We start from the raw sequence: 13,771 nt of genomic DNA on the forward strand, positions 1-13,771 counted from the left end.
GGTCGGGCTTCTGCGGGGAAGGCGGCGCGAAAAGGGCCGCGGGTCGGCACCCGCGGCCCTTTGTGCGTACGCCGGTCGAATGGCGCCCCGGTCGGCCGGAAAGGCAATCCGGGGCGACCGTACGGTCAGTGACCGCGGAACCGGTTGATGGCGCTTTCGTGGCGCGAACGCATCTCGATGTCCCGGACGCCGAGCCCGTCGGTGGGGGCGAGGCACCGCACGCCGACCTTGCCCTGGTGCGCGTTGCGGTGCACCTCGTACGCGGCCTGGCCGGTCTGCTCCAGCGCGTACGTCTTCGACACGGTCGGGTGCACCTTGCCCAGCGCGACCAGCCGGTTGGCCTGCCACGCCTCGTGGTAGTTGGCGAAGTGGCTGCCGACGATCCGCTTGAGGTGCATCCACAGGTAGCGGTTGTCGTACTGGTGGTTGAAGCCGCTGGTGGAGGCGCAGGTGACGATCGTCCCGCCCTTCTTGGCGACGTAGACGCTGGCGCCGAACGTCTCCCGGCCCGGGTGCTCGAAGACGATGTCCGGGTCCTCGCCGCCGGTCAGCTCGCGGATGCGCTCACCGAAGCGGCGCCACTCGTCCTGGTCCTGGGTCTGCTCGTCCTTCCAGAACCTGAACCCCTCGGCGGTACGGTCGATGACCAGCTCGGCGCCCATCTTGCGGCACAGCTCGGCCTTCTCCGGGGAGGAGACCACGCAGACCGGGATCGCGCCGCCGTTGAGCGCCATCTGGGTGGCGTACCCGCCGAGGCCGCCGGAGGCGCCCCAGATCAGCACCACGTCGCCCTGCTTCATGTTCGCGCCGTGGTGCGAGACGAGCTGCCGGTACGCGGTGGAGTTGACCAGCCCCGGGCTGGCCGCCTCCTCCCAGCTCAGGTGGCGCGGCTTCGGCATCAGCTGGTTGGCCTTGACGATCGCCAGCTCGGCCAGGCCGCCGAAGTTGGTCTCGAAGCCCCAGATCCGCTGCTGCGGGTCGAGCATCGTGTCGTCGTGACCGGCGGAGTCCTCCAGCTCGACCGACAGGCAGTGCGCCACCACCTCGTCGCCGGCCTTCCACTTGGTCACGCCCGGCCCGGTACGCAGCACCACGCCCGCGGCGTCCGAGCCGACCACGTGGTACGGCAGGTCGTGGCGGCGGGTCAGCTCGGAGAGCCGGCCGTAGCGCTGGAGGAACTTGAACGTGGGCAGCGGCTCGAAGATGCTCGTCCACACCGTGTTGTAGTTGATCGCGCTGGCCATCACCGCGACGAGCGCCTCACCCGGGCCCAGCTCGGGGGTGGGCACCTCCTGCACGTGCAGCGCCTTGCGCGGGTCCTTGTCGCGGGTGGCCATGCCCTCGAACATGCGGGTGTCCTCGGCACGCACCACCACGCCCCGGTAGCTCTCCGGCACGGGCAGTCCGGCGAGGCCGGCGAGCTCCCGCTCCGGCTGCGACGAACCCTCCGCCGCCATGATCGCTTCGAGGATGTCCTGCACGGTGACCTCCCGTTAGTCCGCACCCGCACGACGCGGGCAGGGGTGCTGCCATCGTCGGCGCCGGTGCGACGGGACCGCCATGTCGGCAATCGACACTTCCGGCACCGGTCGCCGCTGCTGTTCGGGCGGACGTTACTGAACGGTAGCTAAAGCGGGAACCCCTCTGTGAAAAACTGCATCCACCGATGCGTGGAGGTGTCCGTGGGAACGTGCAAGCGCGCACTGCCGCGCGTGTTCCCACGTGTTAGGAAGGGCCCCTTCTTAACAGACGTCTGTTAAGAAGGGGCCCTTCCTTACGCCTCAGGCGGGCTGGACCAGCTCGATCAGCACACCGCCGGCGTCCTTGGGGTGCACGAAGTTGACCCGGGAGTCCGAGGTGCCGCGCCGGGGCGCGTCGTAGAGCAGCCGTACGCCGCGCTCGCGCAGCGCCGCGCAGGCCACGTCGATGTCCGCCACCGTGTACGCCACCTGCTGGATGCCGGGACCACGCTTGTCCAGGAACTTGCCGATCGTGGTGTCCGGCGAGAGCGGGGCGAGCAGCTGCACCATGCCGCCGGAGGCGTCCGGGCCGACCGCGAGCATCGCCTCGCGTACGCCCTGCTCGGCGTTGGTCTCTGTGTGCACGCAGCGCATCCCGAACGTGCGCTGGTAGAAGTCGATCGCGGCGTCCAGGTCGCCGACGGCGATCCCGACGTGGTCGATGCGGCGCAGGCCGATGTCTGTGACAAACTCGGCAGCGGGCTCGACGGGGGAGTTCTCAGCCATGACGCTAGTCTGACCGAACAATCGTTAAGGCGTACAGGTCGGCACCCCCTCGGAGGCAGGCAATGGCTTCGGTGATCGTCAGCGGCGCGCGGACCCCCATGGGGCGCCTGCTGGGCAACCTCAAGGACCTCCCCGCGACCAGGCTCGGTGGCATCGCGATCAAGGCGGCCCTGGAGCGCGCCGGCGTCGCGCCCGAGCAGGTCCAGTACGTGATCATGGGCCAGGTGCTCCAGGCCGGCGCCGGGCAGATCCCGGCCCGGCAGGCGGCCGTCGAGGCCGGCATCCCGATGTCCACCCCGGCGCTGACCATCAACAAGGTCTGCCTCTCCGGGCTGGACGCGATCGCGCTCGCCGACCAGCTCATCCGGGCCGGTGAGTTCGACGTCGTGGTGGCCGGCGGCATGGAGTCCATGACCAACGCCCCGCACCTGCTGCTCGGACAGCGCTCCGGCTACAAGTACGGCGACGTGACCGTCAAGGACCACATGGCCCTCGACGGCCTCACCGACGCCTGGGACTGCTGCTCGATGGGCGAGTCCACCGAGCGCCACGGCGCGAAGCACGGCATCAGCCGCGAGGAGCAGGACGCGTTCTCCGCGGCCAGCCACCAGCGCGCCGCCGCCGCGCAGAAGAACGGCCACTTCGGCGACGAGATCACCCCGGTGGTCATCCCGCAGCGCAAGGGCGACCCGCTGGTGATCAGCGAGGACGAGGGCATCCGCCCGGACACCACCGCCGAGTCGCTCGGCAAGCTGCGTCCCGCCTTCGCCAAGGACGGCACCATCACCGCCGGCAGCTCCTCGCCGATCTCCGACGGTGCCGCCGCCGTGGTCGTGATGAGCAAGGCCAAGGCCAAGGAGCTGGGCCTGACCTGGCTGGCCGAGATCGGCGCCCACGGCAACGTGGCCGGTCCGGACAACTCCCTGCACTCGCAGCCGTCGAACGCGATCAACCACGCCCTGAAGAAGGGTGGCCTGAGCATCGAGGACCTCGACCTCATCGAGATCAACGAGGCGTTCGCGGCGGTGGGCATCCAGTCCACCCGTGACCTCGGCATCAGCCCCGACAAGGTCAACGTCAACGGCGGCGCGATCGCGCTCGGCCACCCGATCGGCATGTCCGGCGCCCGCCTCGTCCTCACGCTCGCGATGGAGCTGAAGCGGCGCGGCGGCGGCACCGGCGCGGCCGCGCTCTGCGGCGGTGGCGGGCAGGGCGACGCGCTGATCATCCACGTACCGAACGGCGCCGAGAGCTGATTGTCTTGAACGACGCGAGTAACGCCCCGGCGGCGGCCACCGGCCCGGTGCGCCGCAGCCGGGACGTACCCATGCTGGTGGAACGGGCCCGCGCGGGTGATCCCCGCGCGGTGGCCCGGCTGATCACCCTGGTCGAGTCCGGCGACGAGGTGTTGCCGCAGGTGGCGGCGGCGCTCGCGCCGTACGCCGGGCACGCCCAGGTGGTCGGCCTGACCGGCTCGCCCGGCGTGGGCAAGTCGACGACCACGAACGAGCTGGTCCGGGCGCTGCGGGCGCGCGGTCACCGGGTCGGCGTGCTGGCCATCGACCCGTCCAGCCCGTTCACCGGCGGCGCGATCCTCGGTGACCGGGTCCGGATGCAGGACCACGCGACCGATCCGGGCGTCTACATCCGCTCGATGTCCAGCCGGGGCCATCTGGGCGGGCTCTCCGCGGCGACGCCGCAGGCGGTGCGGGTGCTGGAGGGTGCCGGCTGCGACGTGGTGCTCGTCGAGACCGTCGGCGTCGGGCAGGCCGAGGTGGAGGTGGCCTCGCTGGCCGACACCACGCTCGTGCTGCTCGCGCCGGGCATGGGCGACGCGATCCAGGCGGTCAAGGCCGGCATCCTGGAGATCGCCGACGTCTTCGTGGTCAACAAGGCCGACCGGGACGGCGCGGACGCCACCGTCCGCGACATCCAGGGCATGATCGCGCTCGGCGAGCGCGGGCCGGGGGAGTGGCGGCCGCAGGTGGTGCGCTCGATCGCCGCCCGCGCCGAGGGCATCGACGACATCGCCGCCGCGATCGACAAGCACCGCGACTGGCTGGAGCGCCACGGCGAGCTGCGCCGCCGCCGGGAGGCGCGGGCCGCCGCCGAGATCGAGGCCATCGCGCTGGGCGTGCTGCGCGCCCGGATCGGCTCACTGCGCGACGGTACGCAGCTCCCGACGCTCGCGGCCAAGGTGGCCGAGGGCGCCATCGATCCGTACGCCGCGGCGGAGGAACTGCTCTCCCAGCTCGGCTCCTGAGGCGCGGCCGGCCGGGTCGCCCCGGCCGGCCTCTCAGAGTTCCGCTTCGGTGAGCGGGTTGGCGGTTCCGGCCCGGCTGACCGGGGCCGCCAGCATGCCGGCGATGGCGTCGGCGAGGAAGTCCCCGACGTCCAGCCAGCGCGGGTCCTGCCCGTCCTGTTCGGCGCGGGCCTCGACCTCGGCGGTGGCGGTCATGACGATGCGGGCGATCAGGGCTGCCCGGCCGGCCACCACCCCCGGATCGAGGTGCGCCAGGCGGGACGCCAGTGAGGCGCGGACCGGCAGGTCGACGAAGGCCGACTCGAACGCCTCGCGCATCAGCACCCGCAGCGTCGGGTCGTGCAGGGCCTGGGCGAGGAAACGTGCCCGCCAGCTCGGCCGGGGCAGGCCGGCGAGCACCGCCATGGACGGCTGTACGAGGCTGCGGACGTCGCCGAGCACCGAGTCGGGTTGCTCGGGCATGGCCCGGCGGGGTTCGGCCAGGGCGTCCATGTGCCGGGCGACCAGTGCCCGGAGCAGGCCCTCCCGGCCGCCGAAGTAGTACCGCACCGCGGAGTGGTTCGTGTTGCCCGCGACCTCGGCGATCCTGCGGTCGGAGACCTGCGCGATCCCGGTCTCGGCGAACAGGCGTTCGGCGGCGTCGAGCAGCGCGGTACGGGCCGCCTCCGACCGTGCCATGAACCCTCTCTTCCCCTGGACCGGCGCCCAGCTGTGGCGCAGGCCAAACCTAGTCGTTTCGTCCTCCGGCGACCGCGTCACCTACACTTCGTAAGTCACTTGACTTACGTTTGGCTGCCGACGCAGCCGTGAACCCCTCCGGAGCCTGCCTGTGCCGCCCTCCACCGACCCGGCGCCCGCCGAGCCGACCGCCGCCGACCGCAAGGAGCGGATCATCCGCTCGGTCGCCCTCTTCGTCATGCCGTTCCTCATGGTCACGATGATGTTCGCGACCTACGTGGGAACGATGCACTCGCCGCACCCCCGCCAGATGCCGGTGGCGGTGATCGGCAGCGGTGCCGAGGCTCAGGGCGTCGTCGACGCGTTGAACGCCGCAGCTGGCGAGCCGGTCGAGGCCCGGCTGGTCGCGTCCCGGGACGCCGCCGTGGAACTCCTGCGGGACCGGGAGATCAGCGGCGCGTTGCAGCTCCCGGTGGCGGGTTCGGACCAGGCGACGATCATCACCGCGTCGGCGGCCGGCGCCTCCCGCGCCGGCACCGCGCAACAGCTCCTCGCCCCGGTCGCCGTGCAGCAGCAGTGGGCGTCCACCACCGAGGACGTCGCGCCGCTGCCCGACGACGACCGGGCCGGCATCTCGGTGCTGTTCGCCGCGATGGGCATGATGCTCGCCGGCTACGTACCGCTGAGCATGCTCCTGATGGCCACCCCGCACCTGCTGCGCCTGCGGCGGTTCGTTCCGCTGGCGGCCGGCTGGTCGGCGCTGACCAGCACGATCATCTGGCTGATCCTCGGACCCGGTGTGGGCGCGGTCGACGGCCACTACCTCACGTTCCTCGGCGTCGGCATGCTCACGACCGGTGCCGTCGGTCTCGCCCAGCTGCTCTTCACCAAGGTGATGGGGCCGCTGGCGGTCCTGCTCGGGATGCTGTTCTTCGTCGTGCTCGGCATGCCCGCGTCGAACCTGGCGCTGCCGGTCGACACGATGCCCGGCTTCTTCCAGTTCCTGCACGGGGTGCTGCCCCTGCCGGCGGCCGGTGAGGCGCTGCGGTCGGCGCTCTACTTCGACGGCCGGGGCATCGGCGTCCACCTGCTGACGCTCGCCGCCTGGATCGTCGCCGCCGTGCTGCTCTGCCTGCTCAAGGAGCGCGGCGGGGCGCCGATCCCGCAGGCGCCGCAGGTCGACGGCCCGGACACGCCGCTGCCCGCACTCGCCGGCGGCCCGCCGCGGTCCAAGCGGTTCCGGTACGTGACGGTGGCGGCGTTCCCGCTGAGCATCCTGGTCGCCGTGGTGGGCCTGATGAGCTTCTCCATGCACAAGCCCGAGCCGCACGACATCCCGGTAGCCGTGGTCGCCGCCGTCCCCGAGCAGGCGGAGCAGGTCGCCGTCGGCCTGCGGGCCGGTCTCGGCGGGGTCGCCGACGTCTCCGTGGCCGCGTCGGTGGACGAGGCGAGGGAGCGCATCCTCGCCCAGGACCTGGTCGCCGCGTACGTGCTGCCCGCGACACCGGGCGGCGAGGCGACCCTGTACTCGTCGTCGGCCGCCGGTTCCAGCCAGCACATGATGGTGCAGACCATGTTCCGCCAGGTCGCCGCCGGGCAGCAGACGCCGCTGGCGGTCACCGACGTGGCGCCGCTCAGCAGGACCGACACGATGGGCAGCAACAGCCTGTACGTCGGCATGTCCTGGATCATGTCCGGGTTCCTGATGCTCGCAGTGCTCCGGGGCGGGGCACCGCACCTGCGGCGGCTGCGCCAGTTCCTGCCGATCCTCGGCGGCTGGGCGATCGGCATGGCCACCTGGCTGTGGCTGCTGTTCGACGTGATCATCGGCGCGGTCGACCGGAGCGCCCTGGAGATGATCGGTTTCGGGGCCCTCACCATCTTCGCCGTGTCGTCGGTGACCGGGGTCTTCACCCGCACCTTCGGCCTCGCCGCGATCGTCCCGATGATGGTGGTGCTGATGATGGCCGGCGTACCGGCCTCCGGCGGCGGCCTGTCGATCTACATGGTGCCGGAGTTCTTCCGGACGCTCCAGGGCGTCCTGCCGCTGCCCGCCGCCGTGGACACGGCCCGGTCGCTCACCTACTTCGACGGCGTCGGCGTCGGGCGGAACCTCGCCGTCGTGGCGATCTGGGCCGCGGTCGGCCTGCTGCTCAACCTCGGCGTCGACTGGTGGCTCCGGCGCCGGGAGCGGACGGCCGGCGGAACCGGGCCGCACCCGGCGCCGGACACCTCCGGCGAGCTGGACGGGATCGTCGGCGAGCCGGCGCCGGCCGGGGCGCGCTGAACCGGGCTCCGTCCACTGCGGAGCGCCCGCGCCTAGTACGCTCGCACCGCCCCACGCCGTCGGCGCGGGGCGGTGCGACGGGTGGGAGAGCATGGCTGACGAGGCGACCCAGGAACTGTCGATCACGCCGGACGCGGTGGCGGGCGGGACCACGCACGTCTCCGACGAGGTGGTGGAGAAGATCGCGGTGGCCGCCACCCGCGGGGTGCCCGGGGTGGCCGAGCTGGGCGGTGACGTGGCCCGGTTCTTCAACGCGGTGCTCGACCGGGTCGGGCTCGATCAGGTCGGCGACGCCCGCCGGGGCTGCTCGGCCCACGTCACGAACGGCGCGGCGGTGATCAACCTGGTCCTCGTGATCGCGGCCGGTCACCCGGTTCCGCAGGTCACCGACGAGGTGCGGGCCGCTGTCGCGTCCGCCGTCGAGGCGTACGGGCTGCGGGTCGACGAGATCAACATCAAGGTCGACGACGTGGCGATGGGCTCGCCGCCTCCTGCCGCCTGACCCTCCCCCTCCGGCGGGCAGACGACCCGTACCGTTGTTCCCAGCGGCGCGAGGCCGCCGTGCGTCGGGAGGTTCGCCATGCCGAAGGCTGTCTCGTTCGCTCCAGTGCGAACCGTGAGGGCGTACGAGGGGATCGTCCGGCAGGTCGAGGAGCGGATCGCCGCCGGCGATCTGCGGCCGGGGGACCGGCTGCCCAGCGAGCGCGAGCTGACGACCCAGTTCGACGTCAGCCGGTCGACCGTGCGTGAGGCGCTGCGCGTGCTGGAGAGCAGCGGCCTGGTCCGCTCGCGCCCCGGTGACCCGCTCGGGCCCCAGGTGATCGCCTCGACCGCCTCGGCGATGCGCAAGCTGTTCGCCCGGGTCGTGGACAGCCGGCGGCTCGGCGTGGCGGAGCTGCTCCAGTTCCGCATGATCATCGAATCGGCGGCGGGATCGGTCGCGGCCCGGCAGGCGTCACCGTCCGAGCTGGACGAACTGGAGCAGGCGCTGGCGGGCATGCGGGACGCGGTGGCCGACGGCTACGAGGCGTTCAGCGCGGCGGACGTCCGCTTCCACGAGCACGTCGCCCGCCTGTCCGGGAACGAACTTCTGGTGCTCTGCCTCGACGCGGTCCGCAGCATGGTGCTCGATCTGATCTCCACGAAGCTCGCGGAGGCCCCGGATCGTGAGGCGCTGATGGAGCGCACGCTCGCGCACCACCGCCGGGTCATCGACGCGATGCGCGCGGGCGAGGCCGACGAGGTGGCCCGGCTGACCCGCCAGGAGCTGCACCACTACTACGCCGAGTACGTGCCGGAGGCGCGGCGCTCGATGGTGGACGTATTGCTCTGAATCCGCCTGATGTGGCCTGACCTCGGATTATCCGAGGCGGCCATCAGCTGAGCAGGCTCTTCCCTTCAACTGGTCTGACCAGTAGCCTCCCCCACATCTCGTCGTGTACCACGGGGGACCACCAGTTGCCCAATGCATCGACCGCCCCGGATCGGGGCGGAGGTCGCACCGCTTCGCATGGGAGAAGCTGCATGAAGTCGTCCAGATTCGCCGCGCTCGCCGCGGCAGCCCTGGTCTGTCCGGGACTCGTGCTCGTCGCGTCGCCCGCGTCGGCCAACCCCGCCGCCGGCGCACCGGGTGCCCACAACGCCATCACCGACGTTCCCGGCATCCAGGTCGGCCAGGTCCAGTCCGACACCGCTCCGTACCTGACCGGCACCTCGGTCGTCTACATGCCGCAGATGTCCGTGGCGAGTGTGGACCAGCGTGGTGGCGCCCCCGCCACCAAGGAGACCGACCTGCTCAGCCCGCTCAACTCCAACCCGGGCGTCAACGCGATCCAGCTCGGCGGCAGCAGCATGTACGGGCTGTCGGCCACCAACGGCATCATCCGCTGGCTGGAGGACCGCGGTGAGGGCGTACGCGTCGGCGCCGGCGGCGTGGCCCCGATCGTGCCGGCCGCGGACATCTTCGACCTCGGCCGCGGCGGCGACCCGAAGGCCCGCACCTCCGCCGAGTGGGGTTACCTCGCGGCACAGGCCACCTCGGACGGTCCCGTTCGCCAGGGCGGCGTCGGCGGCGGCACCGGCGCCCGTGGCGGCGGCATGCGCGGCGGCGTCGGCACCGCGAGCGTCCACCTCGGCGACGGCATCTACGTCGGCGCGATGGTGATCGTGAACCCGGCCGGCTCCCCGGTCGACCCGGCCGACTGCACCCTGTACGGCGTCAAGTACGGCATCGGCAACGAGTTCGCCGGGTACAAGGCTCCCAAGAAGAAGGAGTGCAACCCGCCGACCCCGCCGGCCGCCGCCGCCGAGCAGCCGGCCAACACCACGATCGCCGTGGTGGCCACCAACGCCCCGCTGGAGAAGGCCGCCGCGCAGCGCATGTCCGGCAACGCGCACGACGGCATGGCCCGCGCGATCAGCCCGATCCACACGCTCGGCGACGGCGACACCGTGTTCGCGGTGTCCACCGGCAAGGGCGAGGCGCTCCAGATCAACGACCCGGCCGACAGCCGCCAGCTCAACGCCATTTTCAACGCCGGCGCCAGCACGCTCGCCCGTGCCATCGCCAAGGCGGTCCTCTCGTCCGAGAGCATCGGCAACACCACCAGCTACTGCGACCGCTACCCCTCGGCCTGCAAGGGCATGAAGCAGCTCAAGCAGTGGCGTACGCAGGGCAACGCCCCGGACGTGACGCCGGAGACCTTCGCCCAGGCGACCCAGGCGCTGGCGCAGACGCCGGTCCCCGCGCCGACCGGTGCCGACAAGGGCAAGGACAAGGGCAAGCCGAACGCCGCTCCGGCGGGCAACACCACGAACGACGCCGGTCAGGAGTCGCAGAACGGCATGGTTCTCGCCTCCGGCAACACCGGTGGCCCCACGCTCTCGACGGGCGTGACCACGGGCCTGCTGGCCGCCGCCGTCCTCGGTGTCGGCCTGCTGGGCATGCACCTGCGGGGACGCCGCCGGGCGCCGTCCGGCGGGCTCAGCTGACACGGCCGCTGTCTCACCTCGCGCCGGCACAGTGGGCGCGTGACGATCGAGGCGGGTTCCGTCCACCCGGACGGGGCCCGCCTCGCGTCGTTCCCAGGTCGCCGGCCGGTGGATCGTCCACGCTCGGTGTGACCGTCGATCTTGGAGCTGTGGCACCTCGCGCAGCTCGCATACAGGGCATCCCAGGCGCCACAACTCCAAGATCGACGGAGGAGGGCGTTCAAGGCCGAGCCACTTGGCAGCACGTCAGCCCTTCGGTGTGCCGAGGGAGCGGGAACGAGCTGCCCTCGGCAGCTCGTTGCGTCGCGCTGGCGCAGAGCACAGAGGCCACACCGTAGGGCTGGGCGTGGTCGTCGACGGGGCGGAACGCGTACACCCGCGGTTCAGCCCTCGCTCGGCCGTGCGTTGTGTCGACGCCCCGAGCCCCCGGGCACGCAGGGTTTCACGGAGGCAACACACCTCGACTGCGTCAGTCCACTGCGCACCGAATACGGCTCCCGGGCAACCCCGGCCCTCCTGGACCGTCGATCTTGCACTTGGTGTCCCGACGAACGGGGTCAAATCCCCCGCACCAGGGGCAGCAAGTGCAAGATCGCGGGGAGCGGGAACGGGAGCGGGAGCGGGGAGGGGGAGCGGGGGAATGACGGAAGGACCTGGTGGGCGGGAGCCCACCAGGTCCTTCTGTGCGTGGTGCTGGACTACTTCTTGGACACCTTGGTGACGTCGAAGGACTGGGTCACCGCGTCCTTCGGGTAACCCTCGACGCCGTCGCGGATCACCGCGAGGTTCGGCAGCAGGAACAGCCAGTCGCTGGCGGCCTCCTGCGAGATGACCTTCGCGGCCTCGGCGAACTTCTTGTCCCGGGTCGCCGCGTCCAGAGCCGTGTCGGCCTCGTTCATGAGCTGCGTGACGGCCGGGTTCTTGTAGCGGTAGTAGTACTCCGGCTGGCCGTAGCGGACCAGGTCACGCGGCTCGACGTGGGCGATGATGGACAGGTCGTAGTTGGCCTTGCCGAGCACCTTGTCGAGCCACTGCGGCATCTCGACGTTGTTCTGGGTCACCTTGATGCCGACCTCGGCGAGCTGCGAGGCGACGAACTGCGCGGAGGCGCGGGCGTAGCCGGGCGGCGGGACGTCCATGGTCAGGGTGAGCCCGTTGGCGTGGCCGGCCTCGGCGAGCAGCTGCTTGGCCTTGGCGGGGTCGTGCGGGAAGTCTCCGGTGCGGTCCTCGTACCACGGGTCGCTCGGCGGCACCATGCTGCCGATCTTCGTGCCGTACCCGGACCAGACGGTCTTGATGAGCGCGTCGTGGTCGATCGCGTGGCGGATGGCCTGGCGCACGCGGGCGTCGGCCAGCGGGCCCTTGGCGTTGTTCATCGCCAGGACGACCTCACCGGTCGTCTTGCCCTCGACCACCTCGAACTGCTTGTTGCCCTTGAACACCTCGAGCAGCTGCGGCGCCTGGATGTTGGCCACGATGTCGAGCTGACCGGAGAGCATCGCGTTGTTCAGCGCGTTGGCGTCGGTGATGTACCGGAAGACGGCGGTGCCGACCTTGGCCTTCTCACCCCAGTAGCCGTCGTTGCGCACCAGCGTGATGCTGTCGCCGCGGTTCCACTTGTCGAACTTGAACGGGCCGGTGCCGTTCGGCTTCGTCCCCAGGTCGGTGGAGTTCTCCTTGAGCACCACGCCGACGCGGCCGGCGACGTCGAACAGCCAGCTCTGGCTGGGCCGGGACAGCGTCACGTCCACGGTGGAGGCATCAGGCGCCTCGACGGTCTTCACGACTGTCATCTGCGACTTGAACGGGTTCGTCGAGCCCTCGGCGGTGACCCGCTTGAAGCTCCACACCACGTCCTGCGCGGTGAGCTTCTGGCCGTCGTGGAAGGTCACGCCGTCGCGCAGCTTGAACGAGTACTTGGTGCCGTCGTCGGACACCTTCCACTCGCTGGCCAGCAGCGGCTCCACCTCGCCGGTGCCGGCGTTCTGGCGCACCAGGCCCTCGTACACGTTGTAGAGCAGGACCTGCGGGATCGCGGCGCCGGCCTCGGCGGTCAGGTCGAGGCTCACCGGCTCCAGGTAGGCGCCGAGGGTGACCGTACCGTTGCCGGAACCACCGCCGGAGGTGGTCTCCGAGTCACCATCGCTACTGCACGCGGTCAGAGCCAGCGCCGTGGCGAGCAGCACGGCGGGCAGCGTTATCTTCAGCCGATTCATTCGTGTGTCCCATCGCGAAGAACGCCAAGGGCGCTCGTAGCCTGTGAGGCGGGACACTATGAGCGTGCTACCCGATGCAAAAGGGCCAGTTCAGCGGGGTCGGCAGGTACCAATCAGCGCCGGACTACCGCGCCACGCGGAACCCGGTGTTGCCACTTGAGGAGTCAACGGTGGTCCGACTCCGTGCTGCCACGCGGTAACGGTTGCAATAAGAGTCGTGGCACAGGTACGAACCACCCCTGATGACGCTCTCACCTGGTGAGATACGGCCGCGGCGGTCGCGCCAGGGTTCGGCCGTGAGTTCCCAAACGTTGCCCGCGACGTCGTACAGGCCGTAGCCGTTCGGCGGAAACGCGGTCACCGGAGAGGTGCCTGCGAACCCGTCTTCCGCGGTGTTGACAGCAGGGAAGGCACCCTGCCAGATGTTGCACAGGTGCCGCCCGTCCGGGGTCAGCTCGTCGCCCCAGGCGTAGCGCGCCTGGGACAGGCCGCCGCGCGCCGCGTACTCCCACTCGGCCTCGGTGGCCAGCCGGGTGCCGGACCACAGGCAGTACGCCTCGGCGTCCCGGTGGGAGACGTGCACGACGGGGTGCCGCTCGCGCCCGCGTACGTCCGAACCGGGCCCGTCCGGGGCGGCCCAGTGCGCTCCCTCGACGGCCAGCCACCACGGCGCCTGCGGCACCGACGCGTCCAGCACGTACCGGTGCGCGGACGGTGCCAGCAGCAGGTGGAAGACGAACGACCAGCCGTACCGTTCCGCGTCCGTGCGGTAGCCGGTGGCGTCGACGAAGCGGGCGAACTGCCGGTTCGTCACCGGTGTCGCGGCGATCGCGAACGGGGCCACAGCCACCGGCCGGACCGGTCCCTCCAGGTCCTCCGGGAAGCCCTCCGGGTCGTCGGTGCCCATGAGGAAGGTGCCGCCGGGCAGCGCGATCAGGTCGTCCGTACCCCCGTGTGGTGAGCGGACGGCGCTCGCGCCCGCCGCGGCGCCGGTGTCGGCGGCGGCGGGCGGGCGTCGCGGCGCGCAACACGGCGACGGCGGGGGAGTGCCCCCGCCGTCGCCCGGATCGACCGGTTCGGTGCTCACATC

The 13,771-nt window shown here is 71.3% G+C and carries 11 protein-coding genes; 6 read left to right on the plus strand and 5 right to left on the minus strand.

The annotated features are described in order from the left end of the window. Positions 1 to 125: 125 nt before the first annotated feature. Together ccrA and mce are read right to left on the minus strand one after the other, a co-directional pair. The gene (gene ccrA, locus ABD52_RS01735) at positions 126 to 1,481 is read right to left on the minus strand and encodes a crotonyl-CoA carboxylase/reductase (RefSeq protein WP_047890535.1); all 1,356 of its coding nucleotides are present in this window, start codon (positions 1,479 to 1,481) and stop codon (positions 126 to 128) included. A 300-nt stretch (positions 1,482 to 1,781) separates the two neighbouring features. Further along, complete coding sequence (mce, locus tag ABD52_RS01740) at positions 1,782 to 2,246, minus strand: methylmalonyl-CoA epimerase (protein ID WP_013288222.1); 465 nt, start codon at positions 2,244 to 2,246, stop codon at positions 1,782 to 1,784. 62 nt (positions 2,247 to 2,308) lie between these two features. On the opposite strand from mce, the gene ABD52_RS01745 reads away from it, so the two are divergent. After that, positions 2,309 to 3,502, plus strand: coding sequence for an acetyl-CoA C-acetyltransferase (locus ABD52_RS01745; protein ID WP_047890536.1), 1,194 nt, complete (start codon positions 2,309 to 2,311; stop codon positions 3,500 to 3,502). A gap of 5 nt (positions 3,503 to 3,507) precedes the next feature. After that, positions 3,508 to 4,509 (plus strand): methylmalonyl Co-A mutase-associated GTPase MeaB, encoded by a 1,002-nt coding sequence (gene meaB, locus ABD52_RS01750; RefSeq protein ID WP_013288220.1) that lies wholly within the window; start codon positions 3,508 to 3,510, stop codon positions 4,507 to 4,509. Between the two features lie 33 nt (positions 4,510 to 4,542). Here meaB and ABD52_RS01755 read toward each other — a convergent pair whose 3' ends face one another. Next, positions 4,543 to 5,187: a TetR/AcrR family transcriptional regulator gene (locus tag ABD52_RS01755; protein ID WP_047890537.1), complete on the minus strand. Its 645-nt coding sequence runs from the start codon at positions 5,185 to 5,187 to the stop codon at positions 4,543 to 4,545. 151 nt (positions 5,188 to 5,338) lie between these two features. Between ABD52_RS01755 and ABD52_RS01760 the strand changes: the two genes are divergently transcribed. The 4 genes from ABD52_RS01760 (at position 5,339) to ABD52_RS01775 (ending at position 10,465) form a co-directional block, all read left to right on the plus strand. After that, positions 5,339 to 7,474 (plus strand): DUF3533 domain-containing protein, encoded by a 2,136-nt coding sequence (locus ABD52_RS01760; protein WP_047890538.1) that lies wholly within the window; start codon positions 5,339 to 5,341, stop codon positions 7,472 to 7,474. 91 nt (positions 7,475 to 7,565) lie between these two features. Then, a complete protein-coding gene (locus ABD52_RS01765; protein ID WP_013288217.1) occupies positions 7,566 to 7,976 on the plus strand; it encodes an Asp23/Gls24 family envelope stress response protein in 411 nt (136 codons plus the stop codon). A 114-nt stretch (positions 7,977 to 8,090) separates the two neighbouring features. After that, positions 8,091 to 8,807, plus strand: a complete 717-nt coding sequence (locus tag ABD52_RS01770) for a FadR/GntR family transcriptional regulator (protein WP_225319458.1) — start codon at positions 8,091 to 8,093, stop codon at positions 8,805 to 8,807. A 191-nt stretch (positions 8,808 to 8,998) separates the two neighbouring features. Then, on the plus strand, positions 8,999 to 10,465 hold the full coding sequence (locus ABD52_RS01775; protein ID WP_053065257.1) for a P1 family peptidase: 1,467 nt from the start codon (positions 8,999 to 9,001) through the stop codon (positions 10,463 to 10,465). Positions 10,466 to 11,163: 698 nt separating this feature from the next. Here the strand turns inward: ABD52_RS01775 and ABD52_RS01780 are convergent. Beyond that, complete coding sequence (locus ABD52_RS01780; RefSeq protein WP_047890539.1) at positions 11,164 to 12,681, minus strand: ABC transporter substrate-binding protein; 1,518 nt, start codon at positions 12,679 to 12,681, stop codon at positions 11,164 to 11,166. 124 nt (positions 12,682 to 12,805) lie between these two features. After that, the gene (locus tag ABD52_RS01785; protein ID WP_047890540.1) at positions 12,806 to 13,768 is read right to left on the minus strand and encodes a formylglycine-generating enzyme family protein; all 963 of its coding nucleotides are present in this window, start codon (positions 13,766 to 13,768) and stop codon (positions 12,806 to 12,808) included. Positions 13,769 to 13,771: the final 3 nt, after the last annotated feature.

This window comes from Micromonospora sp. RV43 (assembly GCF_001029515.1).
GTDB classification, from domain to species: domain Bacteria; phylum Actinomycetota; class Actinomycetes; order Mycobacteriales; family Micromonosporaceae; genus Micromonospora; species Micromonospora aurantiaca.

Bases quoted from the DNA above. Each gene is read 5' to 3' on its own strand.
- ABD52_RS01780 (WP_047890539.1), bottom strand. From the start codon at position 12,681: ATGAATCGGCTGAAGATAACGCTGCCCGCCGTGCTGCTCGCCACGGCG.
- mce (WP_013288222.1), bottom strand. From the start codon at position 2,246: ATGGCTGAGAACTCCCCCGTCGAGCCCGCTGCCGAGTTTGTCACAGAC.
- ABD52_RS01755 (WP_047890537.1), bottom strand. From the start codon at position 5,187: ATGGCACGGTCGGAGGCGGCCCGTACCGCGCTGCTCGACGCCGCCGAA.
- ABD52_RS01775 (WP_053065257.1), top strand. From the start codon at position 8,999: ATGAAGTCGTCCAGATTCGCCGCGCTCGCCGCGGCAGCCCTGGTCTGT.
- ABD52_RS01745 (WP_047890536.1), top strand. From the start codon at position 2,309: ATGGCTTCGGTGATCGTCAGCGGCGCGCGGACCCCCATGGGGCGCCTG.
- ABD52_RS01765 (WP_013288217.1), top strand. From the start codon at position 7,566: ATGGCTGACGAGGCGACCCAGGAACTGTCGATCACGCCGGACGCGGTG.